This window comes from Streptomyces sp. NBC_00102 (assembly GCF_026343115.1).
Lineage (GTDB): Bacteria > Actinomycetota > Actinomycetes > Streptomycetales > Streptomycetaceae > Streptomyces.
The window spans coordinates 5,196,717-5,218,847 of record NZ_JAPEMC010000001.1 but is presented as its reverse complement, the minus strand read 5'-3'; the positions used below and the strand labels follow the sequence as shown (position 1 = coordinate 5,218,847).

The following is a 22,131-nucleotide window of genomic DNA, read 5'->3' as shown; positions in this document are numbered from 1 at the left end:
ATGTTCGACGTCGCCACCTACCTCGACCGCCTGGGCCACGACGGCGGGACCGAAGCCACCCCGGAGACGCTGCGGCGTCTTCAGAAGCAGCACCTGATGGCCATACCCTTCGACAACTCCGCCCGGACCGGACAGGGCACCTCGTCGCTGGCCGACGTCGACCTGGACATGGACGTCGTGTTCGGGCCCGTGGTCGCCGAGGGCAGGGGCGGGGTCTGCTTCGAACTCAACGGCCTCTTCCGGCGGTTGCTGCTGAGCCTCGGCTACCGCGTCGACCATCTGTCGGCGGGCGTACGCGGTCCCGGCGGAACGTTCGGACCGGACCTGGAGCACATGTTCCTCGGTGTGCGGCTGGACGGCGATCTCTGGCTGACGGACGTCGGCTTCGCCGGTCCGGGCTTCCTGGAGCCCCTGAAGGTCGGCCCCGAGGTGCAGCACCAGTACGGAGTCGACTACCGGGTGATCGAGTCCGAGGGGTACCTGGTGGTCGAGCGGCGCATCAAGGACGGCGCGTGGCAGGCCGTCTACCGTCTCCAGGACCGTCCCCGGGAGCTCTCGGAGTGGGCCGCGCCCGCCCCGTCCTCCGAGGAGGACGCCTGGAACTGGGAGGGCGAGCTGGTCGCCGCGGACACCGTCATCCGGGCCCGGTCCTTCGAGACGGGGCAGCGGGTGCTGGTGGGGCGGCGGCTGCTCACCGTGGACGACGGGGTCGAGACGGTGAAGGTCCTGGTGACGCCGGCGGCCTACGAGGCGGCTACCGAGCAGATCCTCGGACGTGCCGAGTGAGCCCGGTCGCCGAGCGGACGCAGGTCCTGGTCGTCGGGTACGGGCCGGTCGGCCAGTTGCTCTCGGTGCTGCTGGCCCAGGACGGTACCGAGGTCACCGTGCTGGAGCGGTGGCCGCGGCCGTACCCCCGCCCCAGGGCGGTGGCCTTCGACGGTGAGTCCGCGCGCATCCTGGCCTCCGCCGGGCTGGGCGAACGGGTCGGCGCCTTCGGCGAGCCCTCCGGGGACTACAGCTGGCTCGACGAGAACGGCGAGGAGTTGATGCACTACGAGGCGCACGGCCCCGGCCTCTCGGGCTGGCCGGATTCCACCTCCATGTACCAGCCCGGGCTGGAGGAGGCGTTGGCCGGCCGGGGGGCCGAACTGCCCTCGCTGCGCTTGCTGCGGGGGTACGAGGCGGTCGGTCTGGCCCAGCCGGACGGGGACGGACCGGTGACCGTGGAGGCCGTCGGCGAGGACGGTGGGCGGATCGCGGTCACCGCCGACTGGGTGGTCGGCTGCGACGGGGCGAACAGTTTCGTACGCCGGCACATGGACGCGGACTTCGAAGACCTCGGGTTCCGTCACGACTGGCTCATCTGCGACATCGTGCCGCGCACTCCGCGTACCTACCGGCCGAACAACCTCCAGGTGTGCGACCCGGCGCGGCCGCGCACCGCCGTCTCGGCGGGACCGGGGCACCGGCGCTGGGAGTTCATGAAGCTGGACTCCGAGACGCCCGAGGAGCTGGACAAGCCGGACACCGTCTGGCGGCTGCTGGGGGAGGTCGGCGTCGGCCCCGGCGACGCGGAGCTGGAACGCCACGCCGTCTACACCTTCGAGGCGAAGCACGCGCGGCGTTGGCGCTCCGGACGGCTGCTGCTGGCGGGGGACTCGGCACATCTGATGCCCCCGTTCGCCGCACAGGGGATGTCCTCCGGTTTCCGGGACGCCGCCAATCTGGCCTGGAAGCTCCGTCTGGTCCTGACCGGCCGGGCGGGCGAGGACCTGCTGGACACGTACACCGAGGAGCGGCGGGAGCACGTACGGCACGCCATCGGGATGTCGGTGAGTCTGGGCCGGGTCATCTGCCAGACCGATCCGGAGACCGCGCGGGAACAGGCGGAGCTGATGAAGGCGCTGCGCCGCCGCTCGCCCGGACCGGCCCGGCAGCCTTCCGCCGTGGCCCCGCTCCTGAGCGGTTTCCTGCACCGTGGAGGGACAGGCTCCGGCGGGGAGTTGACGCCGCAGGGCCGGGTCGCCGCGGACGGGCGGGCGGGCCTGTTCGACGAGGTGTCCGGTACCGGGTTCGTCCTGCTGACCTCGTCGGCGCCGGACACCCTGCTGGACGCGGAGCGTTCCGCCGCGCTGGCGGCGCTGGGCGTGCGGACGGTGTGGGTACGACCGGCGGGCTCACCGCACCCCTCGGGCCCGGAGACGGGCACCGGGACGGTGGAGGACGTCGAGGACGTCTATCTGCCGTATCTGGCGGGCAAGGGCGCGGTGGCCGCGGTGGTGCGCCCGGACTTCTACCTGTACGGGGCCGCGGCCGACGGGCCCGCGCTCGCCGCGCTCCTGGACGGGCTGGCGGCGCGGCTGGCGGTCTGAGGGCGTACGGCCGACGGCGCGGTCCCCCGGGGCCGACCAGGCGGGCGGGGCGGGGAGCGGGTACCCGGAATGGGTTCCGCTCCCCGCCCCGCCCGTCCGGGCTGTCAGGAGCAGCTGTGGCTGTCGCGGTGGGCGGCGACGGTGCTCTGGTGCCGGCGGGCCCACTCGGTGAGTCCGGTGAGCGAGTGGTAGAGCTCGGCGGCGATCTCGGTCGCGGTGTACTCGACGCGGGGCGGGGCGGTGGGGTAGACGACCCGGTTCAGCAGACCGTCGCGTTCCAGGTTGCGCAGGGTGAGGGTGAGCATGCGCCGGCTGATGCCGGGCAGTGCGCGTTCCAGCTCGGTGAAGCGGACGGGTCCCTTCATGGTGAGCAGAAGAATGCCGATGCTCCACTTGCTGCTGACGCGGTTGAGGACGTCGAGAACCGTGCACGCCTCGCTCTGGGTACCGGTCACGTCCATGACGACTGTCATTGGCTGCCTTTCCACGTCTTTTGTCCATCGTCACATTTGTGCACCACTGTTACATCAGTGCACCCGAAGAAGCATCCGGTGGGGGCGACTTCACGCCATCCTCACGCCCCCGCGCCGGATTCACCGCACCGCTCCCCCCGACCGTCACCGGACGCTCCCCCTCCCCGTCGCCGGGCCGCTCCCCTCCCCCGTGACAGCCCTTGGACGCACCCGCACCGCCTTCCCCCGGACAGCACCGCGCCCCGGCCGGGTGACGGGACCCAGGGGGTCCGGCACCCCGACCGGGGCGGCGCTCAGTCTTCCTCGGGCAGCACGCTCACTCCCGTGGCCCTGTCCGTGACGCGGATGGCTCCCATCGGGCAGAGGTCGGCGGCGTCGAGGAGTTCCTCATCGGGGTCGTTGTCCTCGCGCAGCGCCCGGGACTTCCCGCCGCTGATCGCGAAGCGGGTGGGGAAGACACTGGCGCACACCCCCGTGCCAAGACAGGCCGACCGTTCCACCCGGACCGTCCAGCGGGTCTCGTCCATCCGGTCTCACCACCGCACCGGCAGCTCGCGCACCCCGCGGGCGACCGACTCCTTGCGCCAGGGCACCTCCCCGGCGGGGACCGCGAGTTCGAGCTGCGGCAGCCGGGTGACGAGCGCGGTGAGGGCGAGCTGCAGCTCCATCCGGGCCAGCGGTGCGCCCAGGCAGTGGTGCAGGCCGTGCCCGAAGGCCACGTGCGGGTTGGTCTCCCGGTGGAAGTCGAGCCGGTCCGGGTTCGGGAAGACCGACGCGTCACGGTTGGCGGACGCGTAGTTGATCATGACCGCCTCGCCGGCCTTGATGAGCTGTCCGCTCAGCTCCACGTCCTCCAGGGCGATCCGGGTGTTGTCGGATGCGGGCGCGAGCGGGGCGTAGCGCAGCAGTTCCTCGACGGCGCTCGGGACGAGTTCCGGGGAGGCGACCAGTTCCTCCCAGCGCTCGCGGTCCTCCAGCAGGGCGAAGACGTGGCTGCTGAGCTGGTTGGCCGTCGTCTTGTGGCCGGCGGCGAGGAGGGTGATGCCGAGCAGGACCAGTTCGTCCTCGCTGAGCTTGTCGCCGTCCTCGCTGGCCGCCGTCAGCGCGGAGAGCAGGTCGTCCTGGGGTTCGGCGCGCCGCTTGCCGATGAGGTCGCCCATGTAGCCCATGAGCTCCTTGAGCGCGGCGCTCACCTCTTCGAGGGGCCGCTCGTCACCGGTCGTGAGCCAGACGTCGACGAGCGCCCGGAACTTCTGCTGGTCGGCCGCGGGGACACCGAGGAGTTCGCAGATGACGGTGATCGGGAGCGGCCAGGCGACGGTCTCGGCGAGATCGGCCGGACCGCCGGTGGCGATCAGGTCGTCGACGAGTTTGTCGACGATCGACTGGACGTTGGGCCGCAGCCGTTCGATGCGACGGCTGGTGAACGCCTTCGTGACGAGCTTGCGCAGCCGGGTGTGCTCGGGCGGGTCGAGGGCCACGATGATGGGGTCCTCGAAGGCCTGGCGGGAACGCGGCACGTCGGCGCCGATCGTGGCGGCCCGGCTGAAGCGCGGGTCGGCCATGACGGTCTTGCTGTCCTCGTAGTTGGTGGCCAGCCATGCCTCACCGCCGTAGGGCATCCGCACCCTGACCACGGGCCGTTCGGTGCGGTACTGGGCGTACTTGGGGTGCATGTCGAGGCGCTGGTAGGGACCGAACGGGTAGGTCTCCACCTCATGGTCCGGGGAGCTGTCCGGGGACGACATCGCTGGGTACCTCTCTCAGATCGGGGTGCCGGGCGTGACCGGCGTCGATGCGGCCGGGTCGGTGGACCGGCCGGCGGACGGGGTGGGGGTGGGGCCCGGCTTCGGCCTGCTACGGCCCCAGCGGCGCATGACCGGCGCCTCCACCAGGGTGTGCAGCAGCCAGCCGAGCAGGACGCAGGAGGCCAGCAGGAGCAGCAGGAGCCCGAGGGCGGCGGGGGTGCTGTAGGTGTCTCCGCCGAGCAGTTTGAGGCGTCCGTAGAAGATCGGTATGACCTGGCCCATGTACATGCCGAAGGAGACGGTGCCGAGCCATACCAGGAAGGGGTGGTTGAGCACCGACTTGCCGCCCCGGGCGTCGTGGGAGGCCACGGCGCAGATGATGGCGGAGACGGGCACGATGGTGGTGAGCGAGAAGTTGTACGGGCTGGGCACCTCGACGGCCGCGACGTAGCCGGCCAGCGCGAGCACCGCGATGGGCCAGGCACCGATCCGGGGCCAGAGTCCGGCCATGACGATGCGTGCCAGCAGGATGCCCAGCACGAATTCGAACAGGCGGGACGGCGGGAAGAGGTAGCCGAACCACATCTTGGTCATGGGCAGGGGGGCGAGCGGGAACGACTGCCCGGCGGGTATGACGTACCGCGCCAGGAGGGCGATCACCGCGACCCCCGCCACCGCGCCGCCCGCCCAGAACCACAGCCTGCGGTCGGCGATCCGGGCCAGCGGCCGGATGATCACCGGGAACAGCAGGTAGAAGAGGAGCTCCGAACAGAGCGACCAGGCCGGGACGTTGACGCTGTTGTTGGTGTCCGACTGCGGGCTGAACGAGTGCAGCAGGAACAGGTTCGGCAGCCAGGCGTGCATCGGGGTGTAGGCGGCCGCGAACAGGAACATGGTGAGCGCCCAGGTCACCAGGTGGTTCGGGAAAATCTTGAGCAGCCTGCGCCGCCAGAATCCGGTGGCGGTGTCCTTTTCGCGCCGGGACCATGTCAGGACGAATCCGCTGAGCACGAAGAAGAACGACACTCCGACGAATCCCGCGGGGGCGAAGATCTTCGCCATGTTGTCCGCGATCGTCCGGTCCCGGAACAGATTGATGGGGACCGAGAGATCCAGCGGGTTGTACAGGAGGGACGCGTGCGCGAGGAAAACCAGGAGAGCCGCGAAGAAGCGGATTCCGGTCAGCGCGGGCAGGTCGCGTCCGCCGCGCTGCGGGGCGGTCGCCGTCTCCCGTCCCATCAGGGCGTCGCCTTGCCCAGGGACGCCTTCATGGCCTCGACGGCCCCCTCCATCCCGGCGGCGAACTCCTCGGCGAGGGAGTCGGGCTTCAGGTCGACGAGCCAGGCCACACGCGAGCCGCTGTCGCCCTCGGCCGGCGGGAGGACCTGCATGACGGAGTGGTGGTGGGTCAGGGCCCACGGTCCCTGGCGCACGCTGTAGGACATGCGGCGCAGCGCCGGGTCGACGCTCACGATCAGTTCCTCGATGATGCCGTTCTCGGCCATGTCCACGCGGCGGACGTCGCCCTCCACGGTGACCGGGCCGAGGAAGGTGATGAGTTGGTTCACCTTGCCGACTTCTTCCAAAGCGGCCCAGGCCACTTCGGCGTCGGCGGCCACTGCGAATTCCCGAATAATGGATGCCATGTATGCATGATGGGTGGCCCGTCAGCGACGAACCACCCCTCATGAACCCCTATGAACAGCCTCTCCCGGGGCTGTCGTTCGTCACTCCGCGGAAAGGGCGGCTTCCTTGATGCGCTCCAGGAAGTGGACCTCTTCGTCGATGTCGGAAGCGGTCATGTTCGCGAAGAAGATCTGATCGATCCCGGTACCGCGCAGCGAGGCCAGGTCGTCGGCGATCTGCTCGGGGGAACCGCCGAGGAAGGGCCGGTCCTTGCCGAGGGGCTTGTCCGACAGCGGTACGTTGGCCCGGCCGACGACCGTCAGGGCGGAGGGGTCCCGGCCCTCGTCCTTGGCGCCCTCGCGGAAGAGCTGGGCCGCGCCGAGCAGGCTGTCCCGCGAGACGACGACGGGGTTGAGTCCGTCGGCGATGCGCGCGGCGCGCCGGATTCCGGCCGGTGTCATCGCCCCCACCAGGACCGGTATCCGTCCGGCCGGCTTGGGGTTCACCTCGGACGGGACGATCGTGTAGAAGCGTCCCTTGAAGGCGACCGGATCGGGCCCCCAGCACGCCTTCATCGCCGTGACCACCTCTTCGAAACCGGCGCCCATCCGGCTCATGGGCACGTTGGCGGTCTCGAACTCGGGGCGCATCCAGCCCTGCCCGACACCGGCCACCACCCGGCCGCCGCTGAACCTGTCCAGGGTGGCGAACCGGCGGGCGAGCACGACCGGCGGGTGCAGCAGGGCGTCGATGACGCTGGTGCCGAGCTTGATGCGTTCGGTCAGCGCCGCGACATGGCTCAGGGTGACCAGTGGCTCAAACACGGTGGTGTACATGTCGGGAACGGGCTGCGGTTCGCCGCCGCCGATGGGCACGACCGGGTCCACGGGGCGCAGCAGCCGCTCGTAGGTCCACAGCGAGTCGTAGCCGATCCGTTCGGCGGTGGTGGCGATCCGGCTGATGTTCTCGGGGGTGGCGAGCACTCCTGAGGTGGGAAGTGCGTATCCCAGTTCCATGTGTTTCCTGTCCGTCATCATGGTTCAGAGGCCGAGTTCTTGCTGTGCCAGTTCAAGGATCTCGTCGTCGGTAGCCGCGTCCAGACCACTTTCGGCCGCGTCGTCGCGCCGTTCCCACTGTGAGATCAGGGCCCGCAGCCGCCCCACCACGTGGGACCGGGTGCGGTCGTCCGCGCTGTCGGCTCCGGCCGCCGTGGAGCGTTCCAGGCCGTCGAGTTCCGCCCGGATCGCCGCCTCCCCGGTGTCGGGGGCGGGGGCGAGCAGTTCCCTGAGGTGTCCGACGAGTGCCTCGGGGGTGGGGAAGTCGAACACGAGGGTCGCGGGCAGCCGGCTTCCGACGGCGGTGGAGAGGCGGTTGCGCAGGTCCACCGCGGCGAGGGAGTCGAATCCCGCGTCCTTGAAGGCCTGTCCGGGAGCGACGTCGTCGGCGTCGGCGTGGCCGAGGGAGGCGGCGGCCGAGGAGCGGACCAGGCCGAGGAGGAGGTCGTGCTGCTCCTCTGCCGTCTTCCCGGTGAGGCGGTCGGTCCAGGACGTGCCGCCCCCCGCCGCGGCGGGGGCGGACGCGGCCTTCGGTACGGGGCGTACGAGCGAGTGGTAGATCGCGGGCAGGGTGCCGTCGGCCGCGGCGGACCGCAGCCCCTCGAAGTCGAGTCGGGCCGGCATCAGCGTGCCGGCGCCGGAGGCGAGGGCGGCGTCGAGCAGGGCGAGTCCCTCCTCGGGGGAGAGCTGGGGCACCGCGCCCCGGCCGTCCAGGTGGGCGGTCAGCTCGCTGCTCACCCCCCACAGGCCCCAGGCCAGCGAGGTGGCGGGCAGGCCGCAGGCCCGCCGGTGCGCGGCCAGTCCGTCGAGGAAGGCGTTGGCGGCCGCGTAGTTGGCCTGTCCGGGGTTGCCGACCACGGCGGCGGCCGAGGAGAACAGGACGAAGGCGGCGAGGTCCGCCTCCCGGGTGAGCCGGTGCAGGTGCCAGGCGGCGTCCGCCTTCGGGCGCAGGACGCCGGCCAGCCGCTCGCCGTCCAGTCCGGTGAGGATGCCGTCGTCGGTCGTTCCGGCGGCGTGGACCACGGCGGTCAGCGGGTGCTCCTGCGGTATCGCGTCCAGTACGGCCGAGAGCGCGGCGGGATCGGAGGCGTCGGCGGCCTCGACCCGTACCTCGGCGTCCAGAGCGGTCAGTTCCTCGACGAGAGCGCCCACGCCGGGTGCCGCGGCGCCCCTGCGGCTGAGCAGCACCAGGCGGCGTACGCCGTGCGCGGTGACCAGGTGCCGGGCGATCAGGCCGCCCAGCGAGCCGGTGCCGCCGGTGATCAGGACGGTGCCGTCCGGGTCCAGCGCCCGTGCGGGGGCGGGATCGGCCGGCTGCCCGGCCCGGACCAGGCGGGGTACGAGGACGCGTCCGCCGCGGACGGCGGCCTGGGGCTCACCGGTGGCGAGGACTTCGCCCGCGACGGCCAGCGGGTCCGGGTCGGCGGTGTCCAGCAGGACGAAGCGGCCCGGGTTCTCCGACTGGGCGGTGCGGACCAGGCCCCAGACTGCGGCCTCGACCGGGTCGCAGGACTCGTCCGCGCCCCCCGCCGGGACGGCTCCGCAGGTACGGATCACCAGGGGGACGTTCTCCAGGGCGGGTTCGGCGAGGTGGGCGAGGAGCCGGTCCAGGACCAGACTGGTCAGCCGGAGGGTGTCGGCGGGCACGAGCCCGGCGACGGCTTCACCGGGTGCCTCGCCCGCTTCGGACAGGTCGAGAAGGACGGCGTCGGGCAGTTCGCCGCCCGTGGCCGCCGCGTCCGGGTGGTGCCCGTCCCCGGCCGTCGCGCCGCCGTCCAGCACCGCCCAGCGCAGGGCGGCGCCTTCCCCGGTGCGCCGGGCCTCGGTCCACTCCAGCCGGAACAGCGCCTCGCCCACGGCCGCGCCCGTGCTCCGCAACTGCTCGGCGGCGACGGGTCGCAGGGTCAGCGAGTCGGCGGTGAGCACCGGGGTTCCCCGCTCGTCGAAGGCGCTCAGGGAGAAGGCGTCGGGTCCCGCGGGGGCGACCCGGATCCGCAGCCGGGCGGCTCCGGAGGAGTGCAGGGTGACGCCGCTCCAGGCGAACGGCAGCCGGATGGTGCCGTCCCCGTCCGGCCCGGGGTCGCCGAGGGCCCCGAAGTCGCCCGCGTGCAGGGCGGCGTCGAAGAGCGCCGGGTGCAGGCCGAAGGCCGCCGCCTGCGCCGTCTCGTCTTCGGGCAGGGAGACTTCGGCGAAGGTCTCCTCGTCGCGGGTCCAGAGGGCGCGCAGTCCGCGGAAGGCCGGGCCGTAGCCGTATCCCTCGGCCGCCTTGCGCGGGTAGAAGCCGCCGAGGTCCACCGGTCGGGCGCCGTCGGGCGGCCAGCTCTCCCGGAGGGCGGCCGGCGTGGGTGCCTCGGGGGTGAGGGTGCCGTCGGCGTGGCGGGTCCAGGGCGTCCCCGCCTCCTCGTCGGGCCGCGAGTAGACGCGTACCGCGCGGGTGCCGTCCGGTCCGGTCCCGCCGACCACCACCTGCACGTGGACGGATCCCTCTTCGGGTACGACCAGGGGCGCTTCGACGAGCAGTTCGGCCAGCGCGGGCGCGGAGGTCTCCCCCGCCGCCCGCAGAGCCATCTCGACCAGCGCCGCCCCTGGTACGACGACCCGTCCGGAGACCCGGTGGTCACCGAGCCACGGGTGCGACCAGAGGGCGAGCGGGGCGTCGAAGAGGAGGCTGCTGCCGTCCGCGACGTCCAGCGTCGCGGACAGGAGGGGGTGGCCGAGGGGCCGCAGCCCCGGGGCGCCCTCCGTCCGGCGGGTCACGGCGGGCCAGTGCCGCCGGTGCTCGAAGGCGTAGGTGGGCAGCGCCACCCGTCGTACGCCCGTACCGGCGTACAGGGCCGCCCAGTCGACGGCGGCGCCGTCCGCGTGCAGTTGGGAGACGGCCGAGAGCAGGGCGCGTACCTCGGAGTGGTCGCGGCGCAGCAGCGGGAGGCAGCGGGAGGGGGTGTCGTCCTCGGCGAGGATCTCGCCGGCCATGGCCGTCAGCACCGCGTCGGGGCCGAGTTCGAGGAAGGTGGTGGTACCCGCCGCGCGCAGGGTGCGTACGGCGTCGGTGAAGCGGACCGGACGGCGGACGTGGTCCGTCCAGTAGTCCGGGGAGGCGAGGGTGGCCGCGTCGAGCGGCTCCCCGGTGACGGCGGAGACGACCTCGATCAGGGGGTGGTGGTAGCGCAGCCCCTCGGCGACCTTGCGGAAGTCGGCCAGGACCGGTTCGACCAGCGGGGAGTGGAAGGCGTGGCTGACCCTGAGGGCGCGGGTCTTCCAGCCCTTCTCCGCGCAGACCTGTGCGACCCGCGCGACCTCTTCGGCCGCGCCGGACAGGACGACGGACCGGGGGCCGTTGATCCCGGCGATCCCCACCCGGTCGTGACCCGCGAGGAGGGGCAGCACCTCTTCCTCGGAGGCCTGCACGGCCGTCATCACGCCGCCTTCGGGCAGCGACTGGAGCAGCCGGCCGCGTGCGGCGACCAGGGCGCAGGCGTCGGCCAGGCCGAGCACGCCCGCGACGTGGGCGGCGGCCAGTTCGCCGATGGAGTGCCCGGCCAGCCGGTCGGGCCTGATCCCCCATGCCTCCATCAGCCGGAAGAGGGCGACTTCGACGGCGAACAGGGCGGGCTGGGTGTACGCGGTGCGGTTCAGCTCCTCCGGTTCCGAGCCGAGGACGATCTCCTTCAGCGGGCGGTCGAGGTACGGGTCGAAGGTGGCGCAGATCTCGTCGAAGGCCGCAGCGAACACCGGGAAGGCGGCGTGGAGTTCGCGTCCCATGCCGGGTCGCTGGCTGCCCTGGCCGGTGAAGAGGAAGGCGAGCTCCCCCGGGGTGTCGCGGACGCCGCGGACGGTGCCGGGCGTCTCCTCGTCGCGACTCAGGGCCCGCAGCCCGTCGAGGAGTTCGGCGCGGTCCGCCGCCAGGATCACCGCGGAGTGCTCCGCGTGGGACCGGGTGGTGGCCAGCGAGTACGCGAGGTCGCCCTGGCCGGGGGCCGTCCCGGAGCCCAGGAGCGCGGCCAGGCGGGTGGCCTGTCCTCGCAGCGCGCCGCCGGTCCGGGCGGACACCGGGAACGGCAGGACGGCGGGGAGCGGCGCCCCGGGTGCCGGCGCCGCCTCGGAGGACGGCTCCGGCGGCGCCTGTTCGAGCACCACGTGGGCGTTGGTGCCGCTCACCCCGAAGGCCGAGACGGCGCACCGGCGCGGGCCGTCCTCGTCGGTCCACGGGCGGGCCTCGGTGAGCAGGGAGACCTGCCCGGCGGACCAGTCCACGTGCGAGGAGGGGGACTGCGCGTGCAGGGTGGCGGGCAGGACGCCGTGGCGCATCGCCTGCACCATCTTGATGACGCCCGCGACGCCCGCGGCGCCCTGGGTGTGACCGATGTTGGACTTCACCGAGCCGAGCCAGAGCGGCCGGCCTTCCGGGCGTCCGGTGCCGTAGGTGGCCAGCAGGGCCTGGGCCTCGATGGGGTCGCCCAGCGCGGTGCCGGTGCCGTGCGCTTCGACGGCCTGGACGTCGGGGGCGGCGAGGCGCGCGTCGGCGAGCGCCTGCCGGATCACCCGCTGCTGGGCGGGCCCGTTGGGGGCGGTCAGTCCGTTGGAGGCGCCGTCCTGGTTGACGGCGGAGCCGCGTACCAGGGCGAGTACGTCGTGACCGAGCCGGCGGGCGTCGGAGAGCCGCTCGACCAGGAGCAGTCCGACGCCCTCCGCCCAGCTGGTGCCGTCGGCGCCCTCGGCGAACGCCTTGCACCGTCCGTCGGCGGCGAGTCCGCGCTGCCGGGAGAACTCGATGAAGTTGTCCGGGGTGGCCATCACGGTGACCCCTCCGGCGAGCGCCATGGAGCACTCGCCCTGGCGCAGCGCCCTGACGGCGAGGTGCAGGGCGACGAGGGAGGAGGAGCAGGCCGTGTCGACGCTCAGCGCCGGGCCCTCGAACCCGAGGGTGTACGACACCCGTCCGGAGGCCACGCTGCCGGAGGTCCCGGTCAGCCGGTAGCCCTCGATCTCGGCGGGCGCGTCGCGCAGCCGCAGCGCGTAGTCGTGGTTGATCACTCCGGTGAAGACGCCGACGTCGGTGCCGCGCAGGGAGGTCGGGTCGAGGCCCGCGCTCTCCAGGGTCTCCCAGGCCACCTCCAGCAGCAGGCGCTGCTGGGGGTCCATGGCCAGGGCCTCGCGCGGTGAGATGCCGAAGAAGTCGGCGTCGAAGGCGGCCGCGTCGAGGAAGGCGCCGCGGCGGGCGTAGCTGGTGCCGAGGTGGTCGGGGTCGGAGTGGAAGAGGGAGTCCAGGTCCCAGCCTCGGTCGGCCGGGAACTCGGTGACGGCGTCGACGCCGTCCTCGATCAGCCGCCAGAAGCGCTCGGGGTCGTCCGCGCCGGCCGGGAACCGGCAGCCCATCGCGACGATGGCGATCGGGTCGTCGTCGGGGGCCGGCGGCGGGGTCGGGGCGGCCGGGGTGCCCGCCGCCGCGGGCCGGTCCTCGTCGCTCCCGGAGAGCAGGGGCCACAGGTGGCGGGAGAGCTCGGCGGGCGTGGGGTGGTCGAAGACCAGGGTGGCGGGCAGGCGCATCCCGGTGGCTCCGCTCAGCCGGTTGCGGAGCTCGACGGCGGTGAGGGAGTCGAAGCCGGCTTCCTTGAAGGAGCGTTCGGCGCCGACCGCGTCGGCCGTCGCATGGCCGAGGACGGTCGCCGCCTCGCCCCGTACGAGGGCGAGGATCTCCCGCCGGCCGGCCTCCTCGGTCATGGTGGCCAGCCGGTCCGCCACGCCCTGGACCGGGGCGGCGGTCGCGGCGACGCGCCGGGCGGGCCGGACCAGGTCGCGGAGGAGTTCGGGGACCGGGTCGGGCCGGTGCGCGCCGTCGAGTTCCAGCCCCGCGGCGAGCACGGCGGGTTCCGGGCCGCGCAGCGCGGCGTCGAAGAGGGCGAGGCCTTCGGCGGAGGTGAGGGCGCGCATGCCGCCGCGCCGGGTGCGCGAGAGGGCCGACTCGTCCAGGTCCGCGGTCATGCCGCTGGCCTGCGCCCACAGGCCCCAGGCCACCGAGACCGCCGGGAGCCCCTGGGCCGCCCGCCGCTGGGCGAGCGCGTCCAGGAAGGCGTTGGCGGCCGCGTAGTTGGCCTGGCCGGGGTTGCCGAGGGTGCCGGCCGCCGAGGAGAACATCACGAAGGCCGCGAGGTCGGTGTCCCGGGTCAGTTCGTCCAGGTGGAGCGCGGTGTCGGCCTTGGGCCGCAGTACGGTGTCCATCCGGTCCGGGGTCATCGAGCCGAGGACCCCGTCGTCGAGGACGCCCGCCGTGTGCACGACCGCGGTCAGCGGGTGCGCGTCGGGTACCGAGGCGAGCAGGCGGGAGAGCTCCTCGCGGTCGGAGGTGTCGCAGGCCGCGAAGGTCACCCGGGCTCCCAGGGCGGCGAGTTCGGCGGCGAGTTCCCCGGCCCCCTCGGCGGCGGCTCCGCGCCGTCCGGCCAGCAGGAGTTCGCGGACGCCGTGTTCGCCGGCCAGGTGGCGGGCGACCAGGCCGCCGAGCACCCCGGTGCCGCCGGTGACGAGGACGGTGCCCTCCGGGTCGAGGGCGTGGGGGACGGTGAGGACGACCTTGCCGATGTGGCGGGCCTGGCTGAGGTGCCGGAACGCCTCCGGGGCCTGCCGCACGTCCCAGGAGGCGGACTGCAGCGGGCTGAGGTCTCCCGAGGCGAAGAGCGAGGCCAGTTCGCGCAGCATCCGCTGGATGCGGTCGGGCCCGGCTTCGCGGATGTCGTACACCTGGTAGCCGACACCCGGATGGGCGCGGGCGACCTCGTCGGGGTCCCTGACGTCGGTCTTGCCGAGTTCCAGGAATGCCCCGCCGCGCGGCAGCAGGCCGAGCGAGGCGTCGGTGAGTTCACCGGCCAGGGAGTTGAGCACCAGGTCCATGCCGCGCCCGCCGGTCGCCGCGAGGAACTTCTCGCCGAACTCGGCGGTACGGGAGGAGGCCAGGTGGTCGTCGTCGATGCCGCAGGCCCGCAGGGTGTCCCACTTGGAGGGGGACGCGGTGGCGTAGACCTCGGCTCCGAAGTGCCGGGCCAGCTGGACCGCGGCCATGCCGACCCCGCCCGCCGCCGCGTGGATCAGGACGGTCCCGCCCGCGCGGATCTCCGCCAGGTCGCGCAGCCCGTAGTAGGCGGTGAGGAAGACGATCGGGACGGCCGCCGCCTGCTGGTACGACCAGCCGGCCGGCATGGGGACGAGCAGCCGGTGGTCGGTGACCACGACGGGACCGAAGGCCCCGAAGTCGCCGGCCATGCCCATCACCCGGTCGCCGGGCGCGAGGCCGGTGACCGCGGACCCCACGTCGAGCACCACGCCCGCGGCCTCGCCGCCGAGCCCGCTCTGTCCGGGCACCATGCCCAGCGACACCAGCACGTCACGGAAGTTGACTCCGGCGGCCCGCACGCTCAGGCGTACCTGGTCCGGTCCGAGGGGTTCCAGCGCCGCCGGGCTGTCCACCAGGGCGAGGTCCTTGAGGGTGCCACCGCCTCCGGTGGTCTCCAGGCGCCAGGCGGTCGCACCGGCCGGTGCGCGCAGGGCGGGCCCGGCGGCCTCGTGTTCCAGCCGGGGCAGGAACACCTCGGTGCCCCGCAGGGCGGCCTGGGCGTGCTCGGAGGCGACCACGGCGGGCAGCAGGCCGTCGGCGGCCTCCGCACCGTCGGTGTCCACCAGGACGACGCGGCCGGGGTGTTCGGACTGGGCCGACCTGACGAGGCCCCAGAGCGCTCCCGCGGCGACGTCGGTGACCTCCGTCGCGCTGTGCACGGCCACGGCGCCCCGGGTGAGGACCAGGACGCGCGCGTCGCCCTCGCCGGTCCCGTCCAGCACGTCGCGGAGCCCGTCCAGCACCTGTGAGGTGAGGTCCCTGAGCCGTTCGCCGTCCGTGCCGGACACGGCACGCGCGTCGATCACGACGACGTCGGGTGCCGCCGTCCGCTCCGGCGCCCGGCCGTCCTCGGCCCCGGCGGCCCGGTGGGGCGCCCGGTCCGGATGCCCGGAGGCGGCGGACCCGTACCAGGTCCAGGTGCCGGCCTCGGCCGCGGGCAGTGTCACGGCGTTCCAGCGGGTGCGGAAGAGCAGGCCCGCTCCGGGGGCGGGCGTGCCGCTCGCCGCCCGGCCCGCCGGGCGCAGGATCAGCTCGCCGATGGTGGCGACCGGTTCGCCCGCCGGGTCGGCCAGGCGGACGGCGGTGGCACCGGACGGCAAGCGGGTCAGGCGCACCCGGAGTCCGGTGGCGCCGGAGGCGTGGAGGGAGACCTGCCGGAACTCGAAGGGCAGGTCGCGGGTGCCGCGGTCGCCGCCGGAGGCCGCCTGGCCCGAGTGGAGGGCCGCGTCCAGCAGAGCCGGGTGGACGCCGAAGCGGTCGGCCCGCGGTGTGTGGTCCTCCGGCAGCGACACCTCCGCGTACAGGTCGTCCCCGTCCTCCCAGGCGGCGCGGAGTCCCTGGAAGAGCGGGCCGTAGCCGAAGCCGGCCGCCGCCCGCCGTTCGTAGAAGTCCTCCACCGGCAGCGGGGTCGCGCCCGGGGGCGGCCACGCGGTGAGCCGGAAGTCCGGGGCCTCACCGCGGTGGGTGAGGAAGCCCGCCGCGTGCAGCGTCCACGGCGCCCCGTCCGTGGTGTCGGGGCGGGCGTGCACGGACACCGGGAGGCGGTCGGTCGCGTCGGGGCCGCCGACTTCGACCTGGACGCGGAGGCCGCCCTGTACGGGCAGCACCATCGGGGTGTGCACGACGAGTTCGTCCACGGTGTCCGCGCCCGCCTCGTCGGCGGCCCGCAGGACCAGTTCCAGCAGCGCGGTGCCCGGGACCACCGGATCGTCGCCGACCCGGTGCTCGGTGAGCCACGGCTGGGCCGTACGGGAGAACCTCGCGGTGAAGAGGGTGCCGTCGCCGTCGGGCCGGGCGAGGACGGCGCCGATCAGCGGGTGTCCCGGGCTCACCAGGCCGGCGGCGGAGACGTCGGCGGTGTCCTCGGCGGCCGACAGCCAGTAGCGGCGGTGCTGGAAGGCGTAGGTGGGCAGCGGGTGCGCGGGCAGCACCGCGCCGCCCAGCAGTTCCCGCCAGCCGACGGGGACGCCCCGGGTGTGCAGCCGGGCCACCGCCGCGAGCAGGGCGCCCGGCTCCGGCCGGTCGCGGCGGAGCGCCGGCACGGCCTCCACCGCCGGGTCGTCGACGGACTCCAGGCAGTCCTGGACCATCGCCGTCAGGACGCCGCCGGGGCCGATTTCCAGGAAGGTCCTGGCGCCCTCGGCGTGCAGGGTCCGTACGGCGTCGGCGAAGCGGACCGGGCGCCGTACGTGCCGTACCCAGTACTCGGGCCGGGTGATCTCGTCCGGATCGGCGAGCAGGCCGGTCAGACCGGACACCAGGGGCACGGCGGGCGGCGCGTAGGCCAGTCGCTCCGCGACGGTCCGGAACTCCTCCAGCATCGGCTCCATCAGCGGCGAGTGGAAGGCGTGCGACACCCGCAGCCGCTTGACCCGGTGGCCGCGCCCGGCGAGGACGGCGGTGACCCGGTCCACGGCGTCGGCGTCACCGGAGACCACCACGGCCCGGGGGCCGTTGACGGCGGCGAGTCCCACCGAGGCGTCCAGCAGGGGGGTGACCTCCTCCTCGCCGGCCTCCACGGCGGCCATGGCGCCGCCGGGCGGCAGCGCTCCCATCAGCCGTCCCCGGGCGGCCACCAGCTCCGCGGCGTCCTCCAGCGACCAGACACCGGCGAGGTGGGCGGCGGCCAGTTCGCCCACGGAGTGCCCGGCGAGCAGGTCCGGGCGGACGCCCCAGCCTTCGAGGAGCCGGTACAGGGCGACCTCGACGGCGAAGAGGGCGGGCTGGGTGAACTCGGTGGAGTCCAGCAGGGCTGCGTCCGTCCCGAACACCACGCTCCGCAGCGGCACGGCCAGGTGGTGGTCGAGGGCGTCGCACACCGTGTCGAAGGCCGCGGCGAAGGCGGGGAGCTCCTCGTACAGCCGGCGGCCCATGTCCAGCCGCTGGCTGCCCTGTCCGGTCAGCACGAAGGCGGTACGGCCGCCCGCCGGGGTACCGGTGACCGCTTCGGCGGACGGGCGGCCCTCGGCCAGCGCGGTCAGCTGGGCGACGGCCTCCTCCCGGCCGGGGGCGACGACGACGGCACGGTGGTCCAGGCGCGCCCGGGTGGTGGCCAGGGCCAGGGCGAGGTCCGCGGGCTCCAGTTCGGGACGGCCGGCGGCGTACGCGGCGAGCCGGGCCGCCTGCCCGCGCAGCGCCTCCTCGGTGTGGGCGGACAACGGCCATACGACCGAGGGGATTCCGGTGCCCTCCGGCCTCTCCTCGGGCTCCTCGGGGGCCTGTTCGAGGATCACGTGCGCGTTGGTGCCGCTGACGCCGAACGACGACACCGCGGCCCGCCGGGGACGGTCCAGGGCGGGCCAGTCGCGGGCCTCGGTCAGGAGTTCCACCGCTCCCCGGGTCCAGTCCACCCGGGTGGTCGGCCGGTCCAGGTGCAGGGTCTTCGGCAGCACGCCGTTGCGCAGCGCCATGACCGTCTTGATCACACCGGCGACTCCGGCGGCGGCCTGGGTGTGGCCGATGTTGGACTTCAGCGAGCCCAGCAGTACCGGCTGCCCGGCGGGACGGTCCTGGCCGTACGTCGCGATGACGGCCTGCGCCTCGATCGGGTCGCCCAGCCGGGTTCCGGTGCCGTGGCCCTCCACCGCGTCGACGTCCGAGGGCTTCAGACCCGCCTGGTCGAGGGCCTGGCGGATCACGCGTTCCTGGGCGGGGCCACTGGGGGCGGTGAGACCGTTCGAGGCTCCGTCCTGGTTCAGGGCGGAGGACCGCACCACGGCGAGGACGCGGTGGCCGTTGCGGCGGGCGTCGGAAAGCCGTTCCAGGACGAGCAGGGCGACGCCCTCGGACCAGCTGGTCCCGTCGGCCGCCTCGGCGAACGCCTTGCTGCGGCCGTCGGCGGCCAGTCCCCGCTGGCGGGAGAACTCCACGAAGGGGGAGGGCTTCGCCATCACGGCGACCCCGCCGGCCAGCGCCAGGGTGCATTCGCCCTGGCGCAGCGACCGGGCCGCCAGGTGCAGGGCGACCAGGGAGGACGAGCAGGCGGTGTCGACGGTGATGGCGGGGCCTTCCAGGCCCAGGGCGTAGGAGACCCGGCCGGTGACGACGCTGCCGGCCGATCCGATTCCCAGATATCCCTCGGTCCCCTCGGGCGCCCGGCGCACGTGTGCCGTGTAGTCGTGGTACATCACGCCCGCGAACACCCCGGCGGCCTCGCCGCGCAACGAGGTGGGGGCGATGCCCGCGTTCTCCAGGGCCTCCCAGGAGGCTTCCAGCAGCAGCCGCTGCTGGGGGTCCATCGCGAGCGCCTCGCGGGGCGAGATGCCGAAGAGTTCCGCGTCGAAGTCGGCGGCCGAGTCGAGGAAGCCGCCTTCCCTGACGTAGGAGGTGCCGGGTGCGGTGGGGTCCGGGTCGAAGAGCTCGTCGAAGTTCCATCCCCGGTCGGTGGGGAACGCCGCGATGGCGTCGCGTCCCTCGGTGACCAGCCGCCAGAGGTCCTCGGGCGAGGACACGCCGCCGGGCAGCCTGCAGGACATGCCGACGATGGCGACGGGTTCGTCGGGCTGCACCGGGGGCCGCGCGGCGCGGCCGGGGGCGGAGGCGGCGGCCTCCGGCCAGAGTCCGGCGCGCAGGTGACGGCCGAGCGCGGCCGGGGTCGGGTGGTCGAAGGCGACGGTGACGGGGAGCGCGAGGCCGGTGGCGGCGGTCAGGGCGTTCCGCAGGGCCACCGCGTCCAGTGAGGTGAACCCGAGGTCCTTGAACGCCCGGTCCATCGGGATCGGGCCTCCGGCGCCTTCCCGCAGGTGGGCCGCCTCGCGTGCCACCAGCTCGCCCAGGGCCGCGAGCCGGCCCTCCGCGTCCAGCCGGCCGAGCGTGCCGCGCAGCGCGGCGGTCGCGGCGGCGTCGGCCGCGCCGTCGGCTCCGGGGGCCGACGACTCGACCAGCCCCCTCAGCAGCGGCGGCACGTCACCGCCGAGGGCGCCCGTGTCGATGCGCGCGATGGTCAGGGCGGAGCGGTCAACCGCCCGGGCGGCGTCCAGGGCGGCGAGGCCCTCGCGGCCGGTCACCGGTCCGCCGGACGGCCAGTTCACGGTCAGCGCGGGCAGTCCGGCGGCGCGCCTCACCCCGGCCAGGGCCACCAGGTAGGCGGTCTCGGCCGACTCTCCGGGGGCTCCCTCGTCCAGCGGTCCCGCCCCTTCGACGAGCACCAGGAACGACGTCAGGGGGTGGTCGCCGGTCAGTTCGTGCAGGTGCCAGGCGCCGTCGAGTACGGAGGTCCGCAGTTCGCCGGGCATCCCGCCGGCCGCTCCGGCGACGTGCGCCACGGAGGTGACCGGCCGGCCGGAGGACGCCAGTGCGGCGGCGAGGGCCGTACGGTCCGAGGGGTCGCAGGCCAGCAGTTCGCAGCGGGTGCCGCCGGCTTCCAGGTCGGCCGCCAGCGCCGCCGCGTCCCGGTCGTCCGCACCGTGCGGGCTGAGCAGCAGGACGTCGTCGGCCTCGCCGGTCGCGGCGAGGTGGCGGACGAGGGTGCCCGCCGCCGCCGTGTCGGCCCCGGTGACCAGCAGCCGGCCGCCGGCCGGCCGGTCGGGTTCCCGCTCGCCGGGTGCGGTCCGGCTCAGCCGGGGCACGAGGACGACGCCGTTGCGCAGCGCGACGTCCGGCTCGCCGGAGGCGAGGGCTGCCGGCAACGCGGCGGCGGAGCCCGGCTCCAGGTCGGCCAGGACCAGCCGGTCGCCGTGGCCGGGGCGGACGCCGAGGACCCAGCCCCGGACCGCCGCCTGCGCGGCGTCCGGGCCGTCGGTCCCGTCCCCGCCGGTGGCGACGGCGCCCCGGGTGGCGACGACGAGCCGGATGCCGGCGGCGACCGGGTCGTTGTACCAGGACTCCAGGTCGGCGGCGACCGGGGTGACGGCGGCCCGCGCGGTGGCGGCGTCCGCGCCGCCGCGGTCGCTCTCCGCCGTCAGCAGCAGCACCGCGTCCGGACGCTCCTCGCCGCTCAGCGCGCGGCGCGCCGCGGTGAGGTCGGCGTAGGCGTGTGCGTCGGCGGGGGCGAGGGTCGCCGCCATGTCCTCGGCGCCGGGCCCGGCCACGTACCAGCGCGGCGGCGGCCCGTCGGTGTCGGCGGGGACGGGGGCGGTGGCGGTGGCGGTGAGGGGGAACCAGTCGATGCCGAAGAGGGCGGGAACGTGTCCGCCGCCCACCGCCCGCAGCCGGGCGGGCAGGTCCAGCAGCACGTGCCGGGTGATCTTCCCGGAGGCGGTCCGGGGGATGCTCCCGATCTCGTAGAGCTCCTCGGGCACCTTGAAGTACGAGAGCCGTTCGCGGCACGCGGCGAGCAGCAGGTCGGGGCGGAGCCCCTCCGGTCCCGCCACCAGGAACGCGACCGGGACCTCCCCCAGCACCTCGTGGGGCTTTCCGACGACGGCCACGTCGGCGACGCCGGGGACGGTGCGGAGCACCTCCTCGACTTCGCCGGGGTGGATGTTCTCGCCGCCGCGGATGATGAGTTCCTTGAGCCGTCCGGTGACGGTGAAGTACCCGGCGCCGTCCCTGCGGGCCAGGTCGCCGGTGTGGTACCAGCCTTCGCGCAGCACCTCGGCGGTGGCCTCGGGGCGGTTGTGGTAGCCGGCCATGACGTTCGGGCCGCGCACCCACACCTCGCCCTCGGAGCCGTCGGGGACGTCGAGTCCGGTCTCGGGGTCGACCAGCCGGACGCTCAGTCCGGGCACCGGCAGGCCGCAGGAGCCTTCGACCCTGGCTCCGGTGGGCCAGTTGATGGTGATGGAGCCGCAGGTCTCGGTGGAACCGTAGGCGTCGAGGAGGGGGGCGTGGAACACCTCCTCGAAGGACCGGCGCAGTTCGGCGGTGGTGATCGCGCCGCCCACCAGGCACATCCGCAGGTCGGGGGCTTCGAAGCCGGACTCGCGGGCGGCGCGCACCAGGTAGTGGTACATGGCGGGGACACCGCCGAGGAAGGTGGCGGACTCCTCCCGGATCGCCCGCAGCACCTCCTCGGGGGCGAACCCGTCGATGATCCGGGCGGTGGCGCCGACGGCGGTCACCCCGAGCACGCAGACGATGTGCGCGAGGCTGTGGAACAGGGGCAGCGGCCACACCACCCGGTCCTGGTCGGACAGGCCGGGTACCGGGACGTAGGAGGCGGCCACCGACCAGAGGCAGTTGCGCTGGGTGGAGAGCACGCCCTTGGGGCGCCCGGTCGTACCGGAGGTGTAGAGCATCCACGCCAGGTCGTCGAGCCCGAGGTCGTCGCGGGCGGGCGACACCGGCTCGGTGGCGGTCAGCGCGGTGAAGGAAAGGGTGCCGGACGGGGCGTCGCCGGGCAGGTTCCCGACGGCCACCACGCGCAGTCCCGGGCGCTCGGCGAGGACGTCGGCGAGGCGGGCCAGATTGCCGGTGTCGGTGAGGAGTACGCGGGCGCCGCTGTCGTCGAGCAGATAGGCGAGTTCGCTCTCCGAGGCGCGCGGGTTGAGCGGCACACCGATGCCGTTGGCGCGGGTGACGGCGAGGTAGCTCTCCACCGTCTCGACGCGGTTGCCCAGGCAGATGGCGGCGCGGTCGCCGGGCTGGAGGCGGAGGTCGGCGAGGTGTCCCGCGAGACGCCGGGTGCGCTCCTCCAACTCCCGGTAGCCGACGGAGCGGTCGGCGTCGCTGAACGCCGTCTTGTCGCCGTACCGTGCCGCGTTGGCCCGCAGCAGTTCCGGCAGCGGTCGGATCAGGTCGGTGCGGAGCACGGTCACCACTTCCCTAGTCGTCAAAGTGCCGTCGTTCGGCCGGAGGCCGGGCCGGGCGGTG

At 74.1% G+C, this 22,131-nt stretch carries 9 protein-coding genes; 2 read left to right on the top strand and 7 right to left on the bottom strand.

Annotation, left to right across the window (positions count from 1 at the left end; translation table 11 throughout):
* Both OHA55_RS23320 and OHA55_RS23315 read left to right on the top strand, forming a co-directional pair.
* The gene (locus OHA55_RS23320; protein WP_266709349.1) at positions 1-786 is read left to right on the top strand and encodes an arylamine N-acetyltransferase; all 786 of its coding nucleotides are present in this window, start codon (positions 1-3) and stop codon (positions 784-786) included.
* Entirely contained in the window at positions 783-2,372 is a 1,590-nt protein-coding gene (locus tag OHA55_RS23315) for a bifunctional 3-(3-hydroxy-phenyl)propionate/3-hydroxycinnamic acid hydroxylase (RefSeq protein ID WP_266709347.1), read from the top strand. The genes OHA55_RS23320 and OHA55_RS23315 overlap by 4 nt, the downstream gene beginning before the upstream one ends.
* Before the next feature lie 104 nt (positions 2,373-2,476).
* Here the strand turns inward: OHA55_RS23315 and OHA55_RS23310 are convergent, their stop codons facing one another.
* The 7 genes from OHA55_RS23310 to OHA55_RS23280 all read right to left on the bottom strand — a co-directional run bounded on the left by OHA55_RS23310 (position 2,477) and on the right by OHA55_RS23280 (position 22,070).
* Positions 2,477-2,845 carry a helix-turn-helix domain-containing protein gene (locus OHA55_RS23310; RefSeq protein WP_266709345.1) on the bottom strand — a complete coding sequence of 123 codons (369 nt, stop codon included), beginning with the start codon at positions 2,843-2,845 and terminating at the stop codon, positions 2,477-2,479.
* Between the two features lie 293 nt (positions 2,846-3,138).
* Positions 3,139-3,372, bottom strand: coding sequence for a ferredoxin (locus OHA55_RS23305; protein WP_266709343.1), 234 nt, complete (start codon positions 3,370-3,372; stop codon positions 3,139-3,141).
* A gap of 6 nt (positions 3,373-3,378) precedes the next feature.
* The gene (locus tag OHA55_RS23300) at positions 3,379-4,593 is read right to left on the bottom strand and encodes a cytochrome P450 (protein ID WP_266709341.1); all 1,215 of its coding nucleotides are present in this window, start codon (positions 4,591-4,593) and stop codon (positions 3,379-3,381) included.
* A gap of 15 nt (positions 4,594-4,608) precedes the next feature.
* Positions 4,609-5,832 carry an acyltransferase gene (locus OHA55_RS23295; protein WP_266709339.1) on the bottom strand — a complete coding sequence of 408 codons (1,224 nt, stop codon included), beginning with the start codon at positions 5,830-5,832 and terminating at the stop codon, positions 4,609-4,611.
* Positions 5,832-6,239, bottom strand: a complete 408-nt coding sequence (locus tag OHA55_RS23290; protein WP_266709337.1) for an SRPBCC family protein — start codon at positions 6,237-6,239, stop codon at positions 5,832-5,834. Before OHA55_RS23290 ends, OHA55_RS23295 begins: the two co-directional genes overlap by 1 nt.
* 81 nt (positions 6,240-6,320) lie before the next feature.
* Positions 6,321-7,235: a TIGR03619 family F420-dependent LLM class oxidoreductase gene (locus OHA55_RS23285; RefSeq protein WP_266709335.1), complete on the bottom strand. Its 915-nt coding sequence runs from the start codon at positions 7,233-7,235 to the stop codon at positions 6,321-6,323.
* Positions 7,236-7,259: 24 nt separating this feature from the next.
* The gene (locus OHA55_RS23280) at positions 7,260-22,070 is read right to left on the bottom strand and encodes a type I polyketide synthase (RefSeq protein ID WP_266709333.1); all 14,811 of its coding nucleotides are present in this window, start codon (positions 22,068-22,070) and stop codon (positions 7,260-7,262) included.
* Positions 22,071-22,131: the final 61 nt, after the last annotated feature.